Raw genomic sequence first — 17,551 nt, 5'->3', positions numbered from 1 at the left:
GCGTCACTTATTTCAATTAAAATCCCCTCTAAAACTTAAAAGAAGCCGTTTTATATCTTTCCATGTAGATACAAAAGAAAAAGGCCAGCCACTTCCTACAAAAAATCAACATTTATCTACTAGCACCTATAATACCTATCTCCTGTCAGAATCTTAGACACAAAAACACACCATGTGACCAGCACATGAAAAAAGGCTGATGAAACACCAGCCCTTCTTTATTCTCAATAATATCTTCGTTCCATTAACGGTCGTCTGCACCTACGGAAATCATCGCACACCTAAAGCCAATACTGTTTGTAGCGGAATCTTGGTGCATAAATCTCCTTGTACCAGGAGACAGCCAATAAGCCACATCCTTCCAGGAACCTCCTTTATACACCCGGTAATTATCATCAATCAAAGAAGTACCATATAAATCTGCATCATCTAGGGTACCATCCTTTCTCAATGGGTTTAGGTCTTCGAAATCTTCATAAGACAATGGTCTATAAACATCCTGAACCCATTCGTTCATATTACCGGACATATTGTACAATCCAAAATCATTAGGAGGGAATTCATACACATTGGCAGGGATGATTTCTCCATCATTGGTGATCCCACCTGCAATACCTGCATAATCACCTCTACCACGTTTAAAGTTAGCCAAAAGATCTCCTTGGCGAGACTTCCTTTTCACATCATATGGATTTCTCACTCCTCTACCATCCCAAGGATAAATCCTACCGTTTTCTTGGTTCTCATCCAAATACTGCGTTCCGATCATGGCTTTAGCGGCGTATTCCCACTCAGCCTCATTTGGTAATCGGTAACTAGGTAGTACCACACCGCGCTCAATAAGCATATTTCTGCTCATGGTACTATCCAATTCATTTTCTTGTCTATAAAGTTCATTTACATAAACTGTCCTCCACTTTGAATAGGCATTTGCTTGCGCCCAGGTGACACCTGCTACTGGATAAAAGTTAAATCCTGGATGACGGAAATAGTAAGTAGAATATACGTCATTATAAGATAATGCTTCAGACCAAACATCCTCTCTAGGCTCCAGCTTATTCAATGAATCTGCGCTTACACGGCTTCTCATATTGAAAAGAAACTCCTTATAATCCACATTGGTTACTTCAGTTTCATCCATATAGAAAGACGCCACCGTCACGGTTCGCTCTACATTGTCCCTGAAGGCCATTACATCTTGCTCCTGTGTCCCCAAGACAGCACGACCACCTTGAATATATTTCAGTTTCGGTCCTACCACAGGATCCTTAAGTCTAACAACAGTAAATTGTGTAGTATCCTCCAAGTCAAAATTCAGCTCAGCTCCAGTTGAAGCACTGACTTTTCCGGGATTCCCTGCGGTCCTCCTACCATAAGTTGGTCCATTGTTTTTAGCACAAGAGGCCAAAAGTGTCATTGACAGCATTAAAAACGCCCCCAATACTAATTTCAAATTTTTATTTTCAATCCCCATTTGATCGGTTGTTTTTTCCAAACCTAAACTAAATACTAATATATAATCATTCAATGAGTATTCACAATACTTTAAATGATCCCATACGCATTTCCCCTATTTATCTTAAATATAAAAGAACCTAGTAAAAAGCACAACAAATAAAGTATTAGATATAACAAAAGCAAAATTTAATGTCTCATATCTGTCAACCACTGCTTGGCTGTATTTACAGATTGGACTCCACTGATCGTAAGAATTAAACGATTTTTATGTTCCTTTATTTTACAATACCTCCCCTTTGACTGAATAAACCGAATTATATTCCCGAAAACCTGAGATTTAAAATAAATTTCCCTAGAGGATGGAACAAAATAACATTTCATCAAGCCATTTTTTAGTACCAGCTTTTCAAACCCCAGCTTCTCCGCTAGCCATCTCAGGCGAACCGTCTCGAATAGTGAACTTACCACTCCAGGAACCGGACCAAATCGATCTTTTATGGATGTAGCAAATTTTTCTAATTCCTCATCTGTTTTAATATTATCCAACTTTGAGTATAAACTCAATCGTTCGGAAATATTGGTTACATAATCTTCCGGGATCAAAAGTTCCATGTCCGTTTCGATCACGCAGTCTTGTACCAACACTTCTACTTTCTCCTTAAGATCAACTTCAAACAAAGCAGCAAATTCATTTTCCTTCAGCTCCTGAACCGCTTCATCCAAAATTTTATGATACATTTCAAAGCCTAGATCTGTAATAAAACCACTTTGCTCAGCCCCCAAAAGATTACCCGCACCGCGAATATCCAAATCGCGCATGGCTACCTTAAAACCATCTCCCAGATCAGAAAACTCTTCCAAAGTTTGTAATCTCTTCCTCGCTTCTGGTGTCAAGCCCGACATTGGAGTAGTTAATAGGTAACAATAGGCCTTTTTGTTGCTTCTTCCGACCCTGCCACGCATTTGATGAAGGTCACTCAAGCCAAACATATGCGCCCTATTGATAATAATGGTATTGGCATTCGGAATATCCAGACCGGATTCTATGATATTGGTCGAAACCAACACATCATATTCACCTTCTATAAAGCTCACCATCACTTTTTCCAACTGCTTTCCATCCATTTGCCCATGGGCGCCTACCACCTTGGCATCCGGAACCAATCTCATGATCAGGTTAGCAATAGAATCAATTTCACCTACTCTATTATGAACAAAGAAAACCTGGCCACCCCGCTGAAGCTCCTGAGAAACGGCATCTCTAATCACTTCTTCTTTGAATGCATGGATCTCAGTGGTCACAGGCTGCCTGTTGGGCGGTGGAGTGGCAATCACTGAAAGGTCCCTTGCCCCCATTAGGGAGAAATGCAGTGTTCTCGGAATCGGCGTCGCAGTAAGCGTTAGCACATCCACATTTACCCTTAATTCCTTAAGCTGATCCTTCACCTTCACACCAAACTTCTGCTCCTCATCTATGATCAATAAACCCAGGTCTTTAAATTTCATGTCTTTATTAACAATCCTGTGGGTCCCCACCAAAACATCAATCTCCCCACTTGAAACCTGCTCAGCAATCTCCCTGACCTGCTTGGCAGTCCTGAAACGGTTAATATAATCCACCTTCACAGGAAAATCTTTCAGTCTTTCTTTAAAGGTTTGATAATGCTGCATGGCCAAAATAGTGGTAGGAACCAAGACCGCCACTTGCTTACGATCATTAATGGCCTTGAAAGCTGCACGAATGGCCACTTCCGTTTTTCCAAAACCAACATCCCCACACACCAACCTGTCCATTGGATAGGCTTTTTCCATATCATTTTTGACATCTCCAGTGGCACTGGCTTGGTCTGGAGTATCCTCATAAATAAACGAACTTTCCAACTCTACCTGTAATACACTGTCAGGTGAAAATTTGTAGCCTGGGGCATTTCTGCGCTTGGCATAAAGGGCTATCAAATCCTTCGCGATATCCCTTACCTTGCGTTTGACCTTCTTCTTTTTGTTTTCCCATTCTGGCGATCCTAGCTTGGACATGCTTGGCATGGTTCCTTCCTGCCCAGAATATTTAGATATTTTGTGCAAAGAATGGATGTTCACATAAAGTAAATCATCATCTCTAAAAACCAGACGGACTGCCTCCTGCAAATTTTCATTGATCTCTACCTTTTCCAGACCTGCAAATCGGCCTATCCCATAATCCACATGGACCACATAATCTCCAGGCTGAAGGGTCTTGAGTTCCTTAAGGGTTAGGGCCTTGGTTTTACTGGCCTTTTGATTGCTTTTATATCTGTGAAAACGCTCAAAAATCTGATGGTCAGTATAGCAGGCCAACCTGACAGAATGATCTAAAAATCCCTCCCTCAGGCTTATCGGCAATGATTGCACCTTTAGTGTAGGATCTAGCTCCTGAAAAATATTTTGTAATCTTTCAACTTGCTTTTCACTCTCTGAACAGATGATATTCACCAAGCCCTGCCGTTCATTATCCACCAAATTCTCCACCAACATATCAAAATTCTTATTGAAAGACGGCTGAGGCTTGATATCAAACTCGAATACCTGAGCTTCTGGAAGATGAAACTGATTGCCAAATTCCAATTTATTAAACCCAGCTATGGATGTCATAAATGCTGCACCATCATCAAACAAAGCCTCAGGTTTTAACATCAACTTTTCACTTCCCGTCTGCCCTACAATCTGATCAAATTTTTGACTGGCTTTTCCAAATGCTTGATCCAGCAAATCCATGGTCATTTCCACGTCCTTTATCCAAACCTGAGTCCCTTCAGGCATAAACTCCAAAAACGACTGCCTTACTTCTTGCATCAGCCTGGTCTGCACATTGGGAATGATGCTGATTTGCTCTAAGTTCTCTATAGAAAGCTGACTCTCTGCATCAAAGGTCCTGATACTCTCTATTTCTTTTCCAAACAGTTCAATCCTGTATGGCTCCTCATTTGCGTAGGAAAAAACATCAATAATCCCCCCTCGAATGGCAAACTGGCCTGGCTCGTAAACGAAATCTGTTTTCTCAAAATCATAAGTAGCCAGCAATTCTGCAATAAATTCCGTATCTACTTTCTCGCCCACCTTCGCCGAAAAAGTATTGTCCTTCAAGGATTTTTTATTAATCACCTTTTCATAAAGTGCCTCAGGATAAGTCACCACGATTTCCTGCTCATTTTCCTTGGCAAGCACTTTATTGAGGATCTCTGCCCTCAAAAGCACATTGGCATTTTCCACCTCATCATATTGGTAAGGACGCTTATAAGATGAAGGAAACAATAACGGCCTGATTCCGTCCACCAGCATCTTAAGATCATCAGCTAGATAGGCCGCTTCCTCTTTATCGCGGGCAACGATCAAATGGAAATTACTTCCCATTTCTGTCATGGCTGACACAAATACCATGTCCATACTTCCAGTCAGTCCTTTTAACTGAAAGTTTTTACCCTGAACACTGAAAATGCTACTGGCCACAGTCCTGATATAAGAATCCTGTTTATATAGGGAAAGAAATGCTTTTTTATCCAAAATGAATATGTCTTAAAGGTCGTATTCCGTTTTTCAAATTATAGACCTGCAAGTTAGGAAAAAGCTGGCTTTTCTCTCGGCCAGAAATAATTTAGTAATGCTAGCCTAAAAGAGAATTATCCCCAACTTTACAAAGCCAGCTTTTCTGCAACCAATTACAATAAGTTCAGGTTATAATCTCATAGAGCAATTAAAGTCCAATTCTAGTATCAGCTCATGAGCACAAAAATCAAAGACAGCTGGGTAAAAAAAATAGAAAGACTACATCCATACCAAACCTTGGTTTATTTAGGAATGCTGGGCAGTGGCCTTATTTTCCTTTTTCTGTCTGTCGCATTTTTAAGTTCTTTTTATGACTCCAGCCCTCTGGAGGTTTATAAGCTTCCCAAACCATTTTGGCTAAGCACTTTAGTCCTTGTGGTTAGTAGTTTTATCACCCATAAATTGATCAAATTCTATAAACAGGACCATCCCAAGCAGTTAGAAAGATTATTATGGCTTATTTTCTTCTTGGGCATGACCTTTACCAGTCTCCAGCTTTGGGGCTGGGAGAAACTACAGGAACAAGGCATCGAATTTAGTGGCATTCCTAGTGGAAGCTACCTTTATGTACTCACAGGGATACATGCTTTCCATTTGATGGGGCTATTGATTTTTGCCTTATACCTGCTTTGGGAAGTCCACCAAACTGTCCTGGACCCCATCAAAGACCTGGTATTTACTACCAACCCTTATGCCAAGATGAAATTTAGGCTGTTTATTATTTATTGGCACTATGTGGACCTTATTTGGCTCAGTCTATTCCTGATATTCACTTTGGCATTTTAGCATTTTTCACCATTTTCTATGCTTATTCCAATATTTTTTTTGAATTTCATTTTTGAATTAACCAAATCCCATCTTTATGGCAAATAAAAACTTTGAGATCAATGTCGACCCGGACTGGATCAAAAAGTACCTAAGAAAAATCATTCTAGGACTGATCCTGATATATGCAGCATTTAGCGCCATCTACACGGTAGGCCCTGAGGAAGAAGGCGTAGTGCTTCAAATGGGAAAATACAACCGTACCGTACAGCCAGGGCTTAACTTCATTTTGCCATTTGGCATTGAAGAAATTTTCAAAATCCCTGTACAAAGACAGCTTAAGCAGGAATTTGGCTTCAGAACCACCAATCCCAGCCAACGATCAGATTATGTAAAGGATGGATACTTGGATGAATCCACCATGCTAACTGGAGACCTTAACTTAACCGATGTAGAATGGGTAGTACAGTACAGAATCAGTGATTCCTATAAATACCTTTTTAAGGTAAGAAATGCAGACAAAACCCTTCGTGATATGTCCGAAGCAGCCATGAGAAAAATCGTGGGGGACAGGACAGTCAATGAAGTGCTCACAGTAGGTAGACAGGAAATCGCCACCAGTGTAGAACAACTCTTACAGGAATTATGTGACGAATATGAAAACGGTATCCGAATCGATCAGGTCGTATTACAAGATGTCAATCCACCTGATCCTGTAAAACCTTCTTTCAATGCTGTCAATGAAGCCCAGCAAGAAAGAGAAACCCTGATCAACCAAGCAGAAGCAGACTATAACCGGGTCATCCCAAGAGCAAGAGGAGAGGCTCAGGAAACCATTGAGCTTGCAGAAGCTTTTGCCCTGAACAGGGTCAACCGATCCAAAGGTGAAGCAGAAAGATTCAACTCCCTTTTTAAGGAGTACATCAAGGCTCCAGAAGTGACCAAGCAAAGAATCTACCTAGAAACCATGGAAAAAGTATTACCTAAACTGGGCAATAAGGTCATTGTCGATGAAAAAGGCAATAATGTTTTGCCTTTACTCAATTTGGAAAGAAAAGGAGGAACTGAGAAATGAACAGAAATATCATCATATACAGCATAATCAGTATTCTGTTGATCATCGCGGTCAATGGAAGTGTTTTTATCTTGGATGAAACCAAACAGGCCATCGTCACCCAATTTGGAAAACCTATCGGGAAGCCCAGAACCAGTCCTGGACTCAACTTCAAAGTTCCCTTCTTGCATAAAGTCCAGTTCTTTGATAAAAGGTACCTAGAATGGGATGGAGACCGTAACCAAGTACCTACTAAAGACAAGAAATTTATCTTTGTGGACACCTACGCCAGATGGGAAATCACCAATCCGCTACAGTTTTTTATCCGATTAAGGGATGAAAGATCCGCCCAGTCCAGGCTGGACGATATCCTGGATGGAGAAACCCGAAATGCCATTGCCAGCCACGACCTATTGGATGTGGTTCGTTCTACCAACCGCGATCCTGAAGTGACAGAAGACTTCATGGAAGAGCTCGAGATCTTGGAAGAAATCTCTGTAGGCCGAGAAAAAATCGAAGAAATCGTCCTGTCCAAAGCCAATGAAAGAACAGCAGATTTAGGCGTAAGAATTTTGGATTTCAAGTTTAAACGAATGAATTATGTCAATGAAGTTCGTGATCGCGTATATGACCGAATGATCAGTGAACGAAATAGAATTGCCGATCAGTTCCGCTCCGAAGGCCAAGGAGAAGCCAGAAAAATCCAAGGTGATAAAGAAAGGGACTTGGCCAAAATCCAATCAGAAGCATTTAAAGAAGCTGAAGAAATAAAAGGACGTGCAGACGCTGAAGCCACAGCGATTTATGCATCAGCTTATAATCAAAACAGACAGGCTGTAGAACTATACAAATTTCTGCGAACCATGGAAAGTTTTGAAAAGTCACTTGATGAAAACACTAGCATCATTCTTTCGACAGACAGCGATTTCTTTAAATACCTAAACAGCATAAAATAGAACAAAATATAGGTCATTATAAACCTAAAATAGCCATCCGCTGAATCGGATGGCTATTTTATTTGTCAGGTAAATTCTTTATTTATCTTATTCCTTGGTCGCAAAGTCAGGGTAAGCCCTCATACTGTGCTCATTGATATCCAAGCCTTCCACCTCTTCACTCTCATGAACACGGATCCCCACGGTCTTTTTCATTGAATAGAACAAAATCCAGCTAAATGCTACACAGAATACACCAACAGCAGCCACACCGATCAATTGTGAGATCAATTGGGAAAAGCCTGCAAGGTCTCCAAAGATACCTACGGCCAAAGTTCCCCAAATACCTCCTACAAGGTGTACTGAAATCGCACCTACTGGATCATCCACTTTAACTTTGTCAAAGAAAACAACACCAAACACAACCAAAGCACCACCTACAAAGCCTATGATGGCGGACTCACCTACAGACATTAAGTCTGCGCCAGCAGTGATTCCTACCAACCCTGCAAGGACACCATTGAGCACCATGGTGATATCATAAGACTTAAATTTCAAATAAGAGAACAATAAAGCACCAAAAGCACCTGCAGCTCCCGCAATCGAAGTAGTGACAAATACCTTCGAAACCGTACCAGGATCTGCACTCAAAACCGAACCACCATTAAATCCAAACCAACCGAACCAAAGCAAAAACACACCGATTACCGCCATTGGGATATTGTGACCTGGTATGGCATTCATGCCTCTTTCTGTGTATTTCCCAATTCTTGGACCCAATAAATAAGCACCAACTAGGGCACCCCAACCACCCACAGAGTGAACGATCGTAGAACCTGCAAAATCATAAAAAGGCGTACTTAAAGTATCCAAAAATCCACCTCCCCATTTCCACATCCCAACGATTGGGTAACAGATCGCCACATAAAGCGTAGAAAATATGATAAATGGCCCCAATTTGATTCTTTCTGCCACAGCTCCTGACACGATAGTAGCTGCTGTAGCGGCAAACATGGCCTGGAAAATAAAATCAGTAAAGAAAGTATAACCTTCACTATATGCAAAAGTATCCCATCCTTCTGGAAGGCTAAGGCCTAGGCCACTCAATCCAAAGAAACCTCCAGCAAAAGCTTCTCCAGGGTACATCAGATCAAAGCCAATAAACGCATAGGTCAACAGCCCCATGGCAGGTATAATGGTATTTTTGAATAAAATGTTGATGGTATTTTTGGCTCTTGTCAATCCTGCCTCAAGTGAAGCAAAGCCAAGGTGCATGATGAATACCAGGATAGTGGCCACCATCATCCACACATTATTGATGGTAAATAATTCTTGATTCATTTGTTAGGAAAATTATTGATTACGATTTGAAAGGAGATATATGATAATAAGACCCTATAGTGCATCCGCACCTTTATCCTCATTTCTTACCCTATAGGCCTCAAGTACATCAGTAACGAAGATTTTACCATCTCCGATTTCACCAGTCCGGCCCTCTTTCAGGATACATTTGATCACTGAATCTACCAGATCCTCCGTAACCACAATTTCCAACTTGGTTCTAGGGATATAAGTAGGTTCATAAGCTACTCCCCTATACTTCTCAATCTTTGCATGCTCTAGCCCCATACCTTTAACTTCATAAAAAGTAAGGAATTTCACTCCCAGGGCAGCAATACATTTGTGAATCACCTCAAATCGAGATGTTCTAATAATCGCTTCTACTTTTTTCATATTAATTATACTGACAAACTACACGGTTGTTTTTTAACCACTTTTTAACTGAATTGCTCACAAATCTAATAATACAGATTAATTTACAACCCATATTTTTTATTTTTTTTAACAAAACCATTAAAAATAAGTCATTTTTAAAACCAAAAACTCAGATAACCGTGAGTTTTGGCAATAAACAAGTGGTTTTTAGCATTATTTGGAAATCGGTCTAATTTTTGACTACCAACATGGTCACTTTAAAAGATTGTCTTAATTTTAGGCACCAAAACAAACCAGACTATCAAGAAACTTTCAATTTCATGAATAAACCAACACTTTTGATCCTTGCTGCGGGGATTGGTAGCAGATACGGAGGGAATAAGCAAATCGATGGCTTTGGCCCAAAAGGGGAAACAATAATAGAATATTCCATATATGACGCGATAAGAGCAGGCTTTGGGAAAGTTGTTTTTATTGTCCGCAAAGAGATTTTGGAATTGGTAAAAGAGATTTTTTTACCTAAGCTAGAAGGAAAAATAGCCGTAGACTTTGTTGTTCAGTCCTTGGACAGTATGGTCCCTATGGAATATAGAAATGCCGAAAGAAAAAAACCATATGGCACTGGTCATGCTGTATTATGTGCAAAGGATGCCATCAAGGAACCCTTTGCAGTAATTAATGCAGATGACTTTTACGGTAAAGAAGCTTTTCAGGTCTTGGGTGAATTTCTTCAAAACGGTGTAAAACAGGATTTACACTGCATGGTAGGCTATGCCATTCAAAACGTACTATCGGAAAACGGCACTGTCAGCCGTGGGGTTTGCGAAACTAACGGTAATATGCAATTGATGGGAATGACAGAAAGAACGGCCATTTCCCAAGAAGGGAACAAAATCCTTAGCCGTGAAAATGACCAAGAATTAGAAATTCCAACAGACACGCCGGTTTCCATGAATTGCTGGGGCTTCCATCCTTCATTCTTTGAAGAAACAGAAAGCCTGTGGAGAAATTTCCTTGCAGATAACAAAGACAATATTAAATCAGAATTTTATATCCCAACCGTAGCCAATGCCTTAATAGAGAAAAAGAAAGCGAATATCGCTATTCTTGAAGGAGGCAAAACCTGGTTTGGTGTCACCTATCCTGAAGATAAACCAGTCGTGGTCCAGGCACTTAAGAGTTTACATGAACAGGGCGACTATCCTGATAACCTATGGGCCTGAGCCTAATATAACCAATAAAAAGCCACAAATAGCAAATCCCTGTATTAAGCCTGGACATTGCCCAATAGTTTAATCAAATACGCGTTGATATTATAAGCAAAATAAAATCAGCTTTTCATAATGAAAAAATTACTTTTCTCACATAGCCCAATTTCTCAAAACCTGGCTCTCTTGATCCTCAGATTAAGTGCTGCAGGGATGATGATGGTTCATGGCTGGTCAAAAATTGCCAATTTCAGTGAGTACCTCACAAAATTTTCAGACCCATTTGGATTAGGCCCTGCTGTTTCGTTACAATTGGCCATTTTTGCGGAATTCTTCTGCGCCATCCTTTTGGCCCTTGGCTTTATGAGTAGGTGGGTTCTTATTCCACTTATCTTCACCATGACCACAGCGGCATTTATGGTACATGGAGCAGATCCCTTTAGTGTAAAAGAAAAATCACTGCTGTACCTAGTAATGTACGTGGTATTATTCTTCACAGGCCCTGGAAAAATCTCCATGGATGCCCAAATCAATAAGAAAAACAGGTATCGATAAAAAAAATCCCGGCGATCACCGGGATTTTTTTTATTCTTACACCATTCTGGCAGTCTCTACCAAATTTATTATTTCCTCATAATTGATATTCTTATAATTATGGGTAATCCCCGGATCACTCATGACCTTATCCATAATTTCATTCTGCAATTGCCCTTGAGCATAAGCATCGGCATATTTCATATCCGAAAAAGTCACCATCGTATACAATGGTACCCAGTCTTGAGGATAAAGCTCATGCAGCTTTGCCTCTATTTTCTTACGGATAATAAACTTCGGATTGGCTACACTATCCCTCATTTCTACAAAATTATCCCTTGCCATCTGACTAATGGCATCTGTATCGGGTTTTCTGATTTTCTGGAATTTCTCAAAGACCAGCTCCCAGGAAGTAGTACCAAATTTCTCAATCAGTTCATCCAGGATGAAACAATCCTCAAACCCACAATTCATTCCTTGTCCAAAGAATGGAACCATGGCATGACAAGCATCCCCGATCAACAAAGACTTATTTTTTTGCCACGGGAAGCACTCCACATTGATCATTGAGCTTGTGGGATTATTGAAAAACTCATCTGACAAATTCGGCATTAATTCAAAGGCATCATTAAAGAAAGTTCTAAAAACACTTTCCAAGTCACTTTTGTCATTGATTTTATCAAAACATACCTTTTCCCCCTCAAAGGGCAAAAACAACGTACAAGTAAATGACTTATCGGGATTGGGCAAAGCAATCAACATAAATAAACCCCGCGGCCAAATATGTAAGGCTTGGGGATCCATAGCAAACTCACCATCGGCTGTTGCCGGTATCGTCAATTCCTTATACCCATGAGAAATATACTCTTGCTTATAGTTCAGCCTTGTTTGCTTCTGCATAGCATCACGCAAGGATGAGTATGCACCATCAGCACCGATGATCACATCCGATTCCTTTCCAATCCTCTGCCCATCTGCATAGGAAAAGTTCAAAGTAGTTTTTGAAATATCTATCTCTTCACAGAAATGGTCAAAAAATATATTTACTCCGCTTTTCTCCGCCTCATTGATCAACAGTTCATTGAAATCTCGTCTGGAAATGGAATATATCGCCTGGTTTTCCTTCCCATATGGCAAAAAGGAAGTGTCTCCATGTTCATCATGGATACTCCGTCCGTACATGGGCAAGGCCATTGGGGCCACTTTTTCCCTTAGGCCAATTTTATCCAAAGCTTTCCAGCCACGGTCACTTAAGGCCATATTGATGGACCTTCCTTCAGGAACATTCTTTTTATCCCTGAGATCGGAACGCTTTTCATACAAGCTAACATCCAGTCCTTTTTTTCTCAGGTAAATTCCCAAAAGAGAACCAATCAACCCTGCTCCAATAATGCTTACATCATTATTCCTCATCGGTTCAAAATCAGTTTAATAGGTTAATATAAAATAGGTTTGAAATTTATTCACTTAAGTAAATTTTGCCAAAGATCGTTCCAAAATCTGTGCAAAACGATAGACTTCCTCAAAGCTGTTGTACAATGGTGTAGGAGCAAGTCTGATCACATTTGGATTTCTCCAGTCACCAAGGATTCCATTTCTATAAAACTCATCGAAAACAGCCTTGCCCCCCTTATGGATCAATAAGGACAATTGGCAGCCTCTTTCTGCTGGATCCTGAGGAGTAATTATTTCCAATATCCCACTTTCTCCATTGATTCTTTGAATCAGATATTCCAAATACCCCGTCAACAACACGCTCTTTTCTCTCAACCTGTCTATTCCTGCCTGCTCAAAAACATCCAAAGATGCTTGATGGGCAGCCATCCCCAGTACATTGCCATTGGAAGTCTGCCAACCATCAGCGCCATACATCGGCTTGAACCCCTTCTCCATCATGAAACGCTCCTGCTCTTCATGACCCCACCAACCTGCAAACCGATTCAACTCTTTATTATCAGCAAATTTCTCATGCACAAAAATCCCTGCTACATTTCCAGGGCCAGAGTTCAAATACTTATAGCTACACCAAGCAGCAAAATCCACCTCCCAATCATGTAAAGCCAATGGATAATTACCTGCTGCGTGCGCTAGATCAAAGCCCACCAAGGCACCAACACCATGTCCTGCTTCGGTTATGCGCTTCATATCAAAGACCTGACCGGTATAATATTGCAGACCTGCCATCATCACCAACGCAAGCTCATCTGCATGATCCGAAATAGTGGCTAAAATATCCTCAGTCCTGAGCGTATGTTCTCCAGTTCTTGGTGCTATTTCTATGATTGCATCCTCTGGCGAATAGCCATGAAACTTTACTTGGCTCTCCAACATATACATATCAGAAGGAAATGCTCCCGCCTCCGTCAAAATTTTAAACCTTTTGCCTTCAGGTCGGTAAAAGGAAACCATCAAAGCATGAAGGTTGCTGGTCAAACTATTCATTACCACGACTTCTTCTTCCTGCGCACCTACAATTTTGGACAAAGCCTTTTTGGCGCGAGTATGAATAGAAAACCAAGGTTGCTCCCCGTCAAAATGCCCATCTACCGCCTTATCAGCCCAAGCATGAAGCTCTCTTTGCACATATGCTTCGACCGTTTTAGGCTGCAAACCCAATGAGTTTCCACAGAAATATATAGCTGCTTTCCCATCAATTTTGGGAAAAAGAAACTGTTCCTGAAAATCCTTTAAGGGATCTTCAGCATCCATCTTCTTGGCAAAGTCAAGGCTGTATTCGTAAGAAATCATGGTTTTGATTAAAATTTCGTATTATTCGCTGTACAGTAAATGTACCGAAAGCCTATTTCTCCATCTTAGTCCCACACTGAGTACAAGTGGTGTGCTCCGGATTGCTCCAGAATCTCTCCATGATGGGAGGCAACTGGTTAACGATATCAGTTACTTCATGGTATTCTTCATAAAGCTTATTTCCGCAATTTTCGCAGTGCCATATAAAACCATCCTTCTCACCTTCTCTTCTATAACGCTCAAAGACCAAACCTATGGTATTGGCAGGCCTTCTTGGACTGTGGGGCACCCTTGGTGGAAGCAGGAAAATCTCCCCTTCTTTTATCGCTATGTCCTTGGGCTCACCATCTTCTATTACTTTAAGGACAATATCTCCTTCTAGCTGATAGAAAAACTCTTCCCCTTCATTATAATGATAATCTTTACGGGAATTGGGGCCTCCCACGACCATCACTATAAAGTCATCATTGCCCTTATAAACTTGCTGATTACCGATCGGTGGCTTCAAAAGGTGTCTATTATCATCAATCCACTTTTTGAAGTTAAATGGTTTAGCTAATTTCATGGTAATTGTGGTCTTATTTGTTTATCAGGAACAATAACACTTCCTGGTTATCAATGGTTTTTATCTAAGGTGCTTTTGACAGCTTAAAAGTAAAAAAAAACTACCAGTTTATTGATTATTTCGCAAAATGGCTTTTTCTGTATGTAGCAGAAATTTCAGATTTTAGAGACACATTAAGGCCTTACTTCAGGAGATCTTTTGAGATCATGTCCATCATTCAAGACTATCCTAGAAAGAAAGGTAATATTGCTATGATATTTTCCTATTTTAGCCTCTCATTAGTACATTACCAATCCTTACAGCTTTATCATTAAATCAAAACATGTCCTCCCATCATTTTGTAAAAGAGCAACAAGAGCCGGCACTATTGATTCTCGACACGCAAGATTATAGTTTTAACCAATTATCCTCCTTGCTGGAATGGGTACCAACGGTCTTGGTCGCACAGGAAGCCATAGAAACGGTTATTTCCTGGGGCATCAAAATTGATGTGATTTTGGCTTCTACTGAATTCCAAAGAGAAAACCTGCATCTATTGGAAGAGCAGTACCCCGTTAAATTCCTCACTGTCAAAAACAATGACTTCCTTAATGAAGGGCTGCAATATTTGATCGCTTCCAAGCATTCGGCGGTAAATATTATTGGCTTCGAACACCTGAAAGTTTTTGATTTGGAAGAAAAATTGGACTATTTGAACATTGTCATCTTTGATGGTCCTATCCGGTATTTTCCTGTCAAGGAAAAATCCTTTAAAAAATGGTTTCCTGAAAGTGCTCTGCAAATCCATGCTGCTGAAGGAAGCCTTGTAGAAATGAAAAGCGCCAATGAAACGCAATTGATAAAAATCAGCCATGCCACCTTTGTAGAAACGACAGAAGGCACGGTGACCTTTAACTCCATTAAGCCCTTTTGGATTGGGGAAATGATCTAAATGGCACAGGAATTATAATTTCTTCACCACTTCTTTTTTGGGAATGGCTATACTCCACATCCCTCTTAGATCACCTACTTCATGCCCCTTGGCTTTATCTTCTGGATATAGTTCATTCAATTTGGCCAAAGTTTCCTCAGTAATATCCTTACCTGGTGCTCCATGACAGTTCAGACAAAGTTTTCCGGGAATTTTTATGGCTTTGGTATATAAAAGCACTTCTCCACCTGGCAATTCTTGCACATTGGTGGTATTGGCGATATCATTTTCTTCATTATACTCATAGGCCTGCAGCAGCATTTCCTCCATCTCACCCGGCTGGTCCTCAGGATTCCTATAGTCATGAGACACACGTCTAATTTTGACCCCATAATCATCACTCAGCTTTTTCAAACCGGGCAATGCTTCCACATTACAAAAGGCAATGGCTTCCGATACTCCCTTTTCTTCAATGGTGCTTAGTAATTTAGTCATGAGCTCCTCCTGAGCCGCTCCACTGATCTCATCACCCCATTCCATCGCTTTATTAAGGATATCTACCTCACTGACTTTTTTGATTTCCATGGACTGGTTGACCTCTTCCAAAACCTCTTTATCCACGTGTTTTTCAGAATTACAGGCCATGATCCCCGAAGCGAACACGCCAAGTATCAATAATCTCTTCATTACTGCGCTAATTTATACTTAAAGTTAATGGATTTTTCTTCGGCAATTAAATCCAAGCCCAGCTAAATCAAAATATCAGAGATTCACAGATAGGCGCTTGTCCATACTAGAATCCCACTTATTTTCTTAATTTTGATGATTGAAAAGAAATTGAAATTATGCTTGATAAGTTAGAGCACATAAAGGACCGCTTTGAAGAAGTCGGACAGCTGATCATTCAGCCAGATGCCATGGCGGATATGAGTAAATACACAAAGCTCACCAAGGAATATAAAGACTTGGAAAAAATAGTCGCCGTTTATGATGAATATAAACTGGTACTCGAAAATATAGACAGTTCAAAAGAGATACTCGAAAATGAAAAAGACCCAGATTTTAGGGACATGGCCAAGGCCGAACTTGATGAATTAAAAGACAGGCAGGTAGTATTGGAAAAGGACCTCAAGCAAATGCTGATCCCAAAAGATCCAAATGATTCCAAAGACTGTATCCTTGAGATCCGAAGTGGGACAGGAGGGGATGAAGCCGCTATTTTTGCCGGTGACCTTTTCAGAATGTACCAGCGTTTTGCTGAAAAACAAAATTGGAACCTGACCATTCTCGATTTGACCTTCGGCTCAGCAGGAGGTTATAAAGAGATTATCAGTACTGTTTCCGGGGCTGATGTTTATGGCATGCTTAAATATGAGTCTGGAGTCCATCGTGTCCAAAGGGTACCCGCCACAGAAACCCAAGGCAGGGTACATACTTCAGCGGCTACTGTTGCTGTTTTGCCTGAAATGGAAGATGTAGATGTGCAGATCGATATGAACGATGTACGAAAGGATACTTACTGTTCTTCTGGGCCAGGAGGTCAGTCCGTGAACACCACCTATTCTGCAGTTAGGTTGACACACGAACCAACTGGAATAGTAGTAACTTGTCAGGATCAGAAATCCCAGATCAAAAACTTTGAAAAAGCCCTAAAGGTACTTAGGTCCAGGATTTATGAAATTGAACTGGCCAAGCACAATGAAGCCGTGGGTGCGCAGAGAAAATCCATGGTGGGCAGCGGTGACCGTTCTGACAAGATCAGAACGTATAACTATCCACAAAGCCGGGTTACCGATCACAGGATCAACAAAACCGTTTACAACCTTCCAGATGTAGTAGAAGGAAATATCGAGGAATTTATCAGTGCGCTGCGATTTGCAGAAAATGCTGAAAGACTCAAGAACAGTGGCATGGAGGATTGATCTCCATGCTTTTTTTTTACACAAATACACATTTTTTTTTCACTGACAGTCAATCTTTTCTATCTCATGCTTGATTTTCAGCTGTAAGGATCATTTTGGGTATGATATATGTAGTGTATTCGGATTATTCCGAACACTATATAATCTATCATTTACC

15 protein-coding genes are annotated in these 17,551 nt (G+C 40.6%); 7 read left to right on the top strand and 8 right to left on the bottom strand.

Features of this window, described 5'->3' with window-relative positions; translation table 11 throughout:
• Window positions 1-244: 244 nt before the first annotated feature.
• The gene (gene gldJ, locus KZP23_RS07160; protein WP_394370979.1) at window positions 245-1,426 is read right to left on the bottom strand and encodes a gliding motility lipoprotein GldJ; all 1,182 of its coding nucleotides are present in this window, start codon (window positions 1,424-1,426) and stop codon (window positions 245-247) included.
• Window positions 1,427-1,644: 218 nt separating this feature from the next.
• Window positions 1,645-4,995 carry a transcription-repair coupling factor gene (gene mfd / locus KZP23_RS07155; RefSeq protein ID WP_226335409.1) on the bottom strand — a complete coding sequence of 1,117 codons (3,351 nt, stop codon included), beginning with the start codon at window positions 4,993-4,995 and terminating at the stop codon, window positions 1,645-1,647.
• Window positions 4,996-5,211: 216 nt separating this feature from the next.
• Here mfd and KZP23_RS07150 point away from each other — a divergent pair, with 216 nt between their 5' ends.
• From KZP23_RS07150 to hflC, 3 genes are all read left to right on the top strand, one after another.
• Window positions 5,212-5,823, top strand: coding sequence for a cytochrome c oxidase subunit 3 (locus KZP23_RS07150; protein ID WP_226335408.1), 612 nt, complete (start codon window positions 5,212-5,214; stop codon window positions 5,821-5,823).
• A gap of 76 nt (window positions 5,824-5,899) precedes the next feature.
• Window positions 5,900-6,877, top strand: coding sequence for an FtsH protease activity modulator HflK (hflK, locus tag KZP23_RS07145; protein ID WP_226335407.1), 978 nt, complete (start codon window positions 5,900-5,902; stop codon window positions 6,875-6,877).
• Window positions 6,874-7,812, top strand: coding sequence for a protease modulator HflC (hflC, locus tag KZP23_RS07140; protein ID WP_226335406.1), 939 nt, complete (start codon window positions 6,874-6,876; stop codon window positions 7,810-7,812). Before hflK ends, hflC begins: the two co-directional genes overlap by 4 nt.
• A gap of 87 nt (window positions 7,813-7,899) precedes the next feature.
• Here the strand turns inward: hflC and KZP23_RS07135 are convergent, their stop codons facing one another.
• Together KZP23_RS07135 and KZP23_RS07130 are read right to left on the bottom strand one after the other, a co-directional pair.
• Window positions 7,900-9,132 carry an ammonium transporter gene (locus tag KZP23_RS07135; RefSeq protein ID WP_226335405.1) on the bottom strand — a complete coding sequence of 411 codons (1,233 nt, stop codon included), beginning with the start codon at window positions 9,130-9,132 and terminating at the stop codon, window positions 7,900-7,902.
• 54 nt (window positions 9,133-9,186) lie between these two features.
• Window positions 9,187-9,525 carry a P-II family nitrogen regulator gene (locus KZP23_RS07130; RefSeq protein WP_226335404.1) on the bottom strand — a complete coding sequence of 113 codons (339 nt, stop codon included), beginning with the start codon at window positions 9,523-9,525 and terminating at the stop codon, window positions 9,187-9,189.
• Window positions 9,526-9,827: 302 nt separating this feature from the next.
• On the opposite strand from KZP23_RS07130, the gene KZP23_RS07125 reads away from it, so the two are divergent.
• Both KZP23_RS07125 and KZP23_RS07120 read left to right on the top strand, forming a co-directional pair.
• Window positions 9,828-10,730, top strand: a complete 903-nt coding sequence (locus KZP23_RS07125; RefSeq protein WP_226335403.1) for a nucleotidyltransferase family protein — start codon at window positions 9,828-9,830, stop codon at window positions 10,728-10,730.
• A gap of 120 nt (window positions 10,731-10,850) precedes the next feature.
• Complete coding sequence (locus KZP23_RS07120; protein ID WP_226335402.1) at window positions 10,851-11,270, top strand: DoxX family protein; 420 nt, start codon at window positions 10,851-10,853, stop codon at window positions 11,268-11,270.
• 36 nt (window positions 11,271-11,306) lie between these two features.
• On the opposite strand, the gene KZP23_RS07115 is transcribed toward KZP23_RS07120, so the two are convergent.
• The 3 genes from KZP23_RS07115 to KZP23_RS07105 are packed head-to-tail and all read right to left on the bottom strand — an operon-like array spanning window position 11,307 to window position 14,562.
• The gene (locus KZP23_RS07115; protein WP_226335401.1) at window positions 11,307-12,662 is read right to left on the bottom strand and encodes an FAD-dependent oxidoreductase; all 1,356 of its coding nucleotides are present in this window, start codon (window positions 12,660-12,662) and stop codon (window positions 11,307-11,309) included.
• A 54-nt stretch (window positions 12,663-12,716) separates the two neighbouring features.
• Window positions 12,717-13,997 carry a kynureninase gene (gene kynU / locus KZP23_RS07110; RefSeq protein WP_226335400.1) on the bottom strand — a complete coding sequence of 427 codons (1,281 nt, stop codon included), beginning with the start codon at window positions 13,995-13,997 and terminating at the stop codon, window positions 12,717-12,719.
• A 52-nt stretch (window positions 13,998-14,049) separates the two neighbouring features.
• Complete coding sequence (locus tag KZP23_RS07105; protein WP_226335399.1) at window positions 14,050-14,562, bottom strand: 3-hydroxyanthranilate 3,4-dioxygenase; 513 nt, start codon at window positions 14,560-14,562, stop codon at window positions 14,050-14,052.
• 322 nt (window positions 14,563-14,884) lie between these two features.
• Between KZP23_RS07105 and KZP23_RS07100 the strand changes: the two genes are divergently transcribed.
• Window positions 14,885-15,493: a thiamine pyrophosphokinase gene (locus KZP23_RS07100; RefSeq protein WP_226335398.1), complete on the top strand. Its 609-nt coding sequence runs from the start codon at window positions 14,885-14,887 to the stop codon at window positions 15,491-15,493.
• Between the two features lie 12 nt (window positions 15,494-15,505).
• Here the strand turns inward: KZP23_RS07100 and KZP23_RS07095 are convergent, their stop codons facing one another.
• Complete coding sequence (locus tag KZP23_RS07095) at window positions 15,506-16,159, bottom strand: Tll0287-like domain-containing protein (RefSeq protein WP_226335397.1); 654 nt, start codon at window positions 16,157-16,159, stop codon at window positions 15,506-15,508.
• 158 nt (window positions 16,160-16,317) lie between these two features.
• Between KZP23_RS07095 and prfA the strand changes: the two genes are divergently transcribed.
• Window positions 16,318-17,394, top strand: coding sequence for a peptide chain release factor 1 (prfA, locus tag KZP23_RS07090; protein WP_215225338.1), 1,077 nt, complete (start codon window positions 16,318-16,320; stop codon window positions 17,392-17,394).
• Window positions 17,395-17,551: the final 157 nt, after the last annotated feature.

The organism is Echinicola marina, assembly GCF_020463795.1.
Lineage (GTDB): Bacteria > Bacteroidota > Bacteroidia > Cytophagales > Cyclobacteriaceae > Echinicola > Echinicola marina.
This window is presented reverse-complemented; position numbering and strand designations above follow the sequence as displayed.

Coding starts and splice junctions, on each gene's coding strand:
- gldJ (WP_394370979.1), bottom strand. CDS start 1,426: ATGCTGTCAATGACACTTTTGGCCTCTTGTGCTAAAAACAATGGACCA.
- KZP23_RS07150 (WP_226335408.1), top strand. CDS start 5,212: ATGAGCACAAAAATCAAAGACAGCTGGGTAAAAAAAATAGAAAGACTA.
- hflK (WP_226335407.1), top strand. CDS start 5,900: ATGGCAAATAAAAACTTTGAGATCAATGTCGACCCGGACTGGATCAAA.
- hflC (WP_226335406.1), top strand. CDS start 6,874: ATGAACAGAAATATCATCATATACAGCATAATCAGTATTCTGTTGATC.
- KZP23_RS07135 (WP_226335405.1), bottom strand. CDS start 9,132: ATGAATCAAGAATTATTTACCATCAATAATGTGTGGATGATGGTGGCC.
- KZP23_RS07130 (WP_226335404.1), bottom strand. CDS start 9,525: ATGAAAAAAGTAGAAGCGATTATTAGAACATCTCGATTTGAGGTGATT.
- KZP23_RS07125 (WP_226335403.1), top strand. CDS start 9,828: ATGAATAAACCAACACTTTTGATCCTTGCTGCGGGGATTGGTAGCAGA.
- KZP23_RS07120 (WP_226335402.1), top strand. CDS start 10,851: ATGAAAAAATTACTTTTCTCACATAGCCCAATTTCTCAAAACCTGGCT.
- KZP23_RS07115 (WP_226335401.1), bottom strand. CDS start 12,662: ATGAGGAATAATGATGTAAGCATTATTGGAGCAGGGTTGATTGGTTCT.
- kynU (WP_226335400.1), bottom strand. CDS start 13,997: ATGATTTCTTACGAATACAGCCTTGACTTTGCCAAGAAGATGGATGCT.
- KZP23_RS07105 (WP_226335399.1), bottom strand. CDS start 14,562: ATGAAATTAGCTAAACCATTTAACTTCAAAAAGTGGATTGATGATAAT.
- KZP23_RS07100 (WP_226335398.1), top strand. CDS start 14,885: ATGTCCTCCCATCATTTTGTAAAAGAGCAACAAGAGCCGGCACTATTG.
- KZP23_RS07095 (WP_226335397.1), bottom strand. CDS start 16,159: ATGAAGAGATTATTGATACTTGGCGTGTTCGCTTCGGGGATCATGGCC.
- prfA (WP_215225338.1), top strand. CDS start 16,318: ATGCTTGATAAGTTAGAGCACATAAAGGACCGCTTTGAAGAAGTCGGA.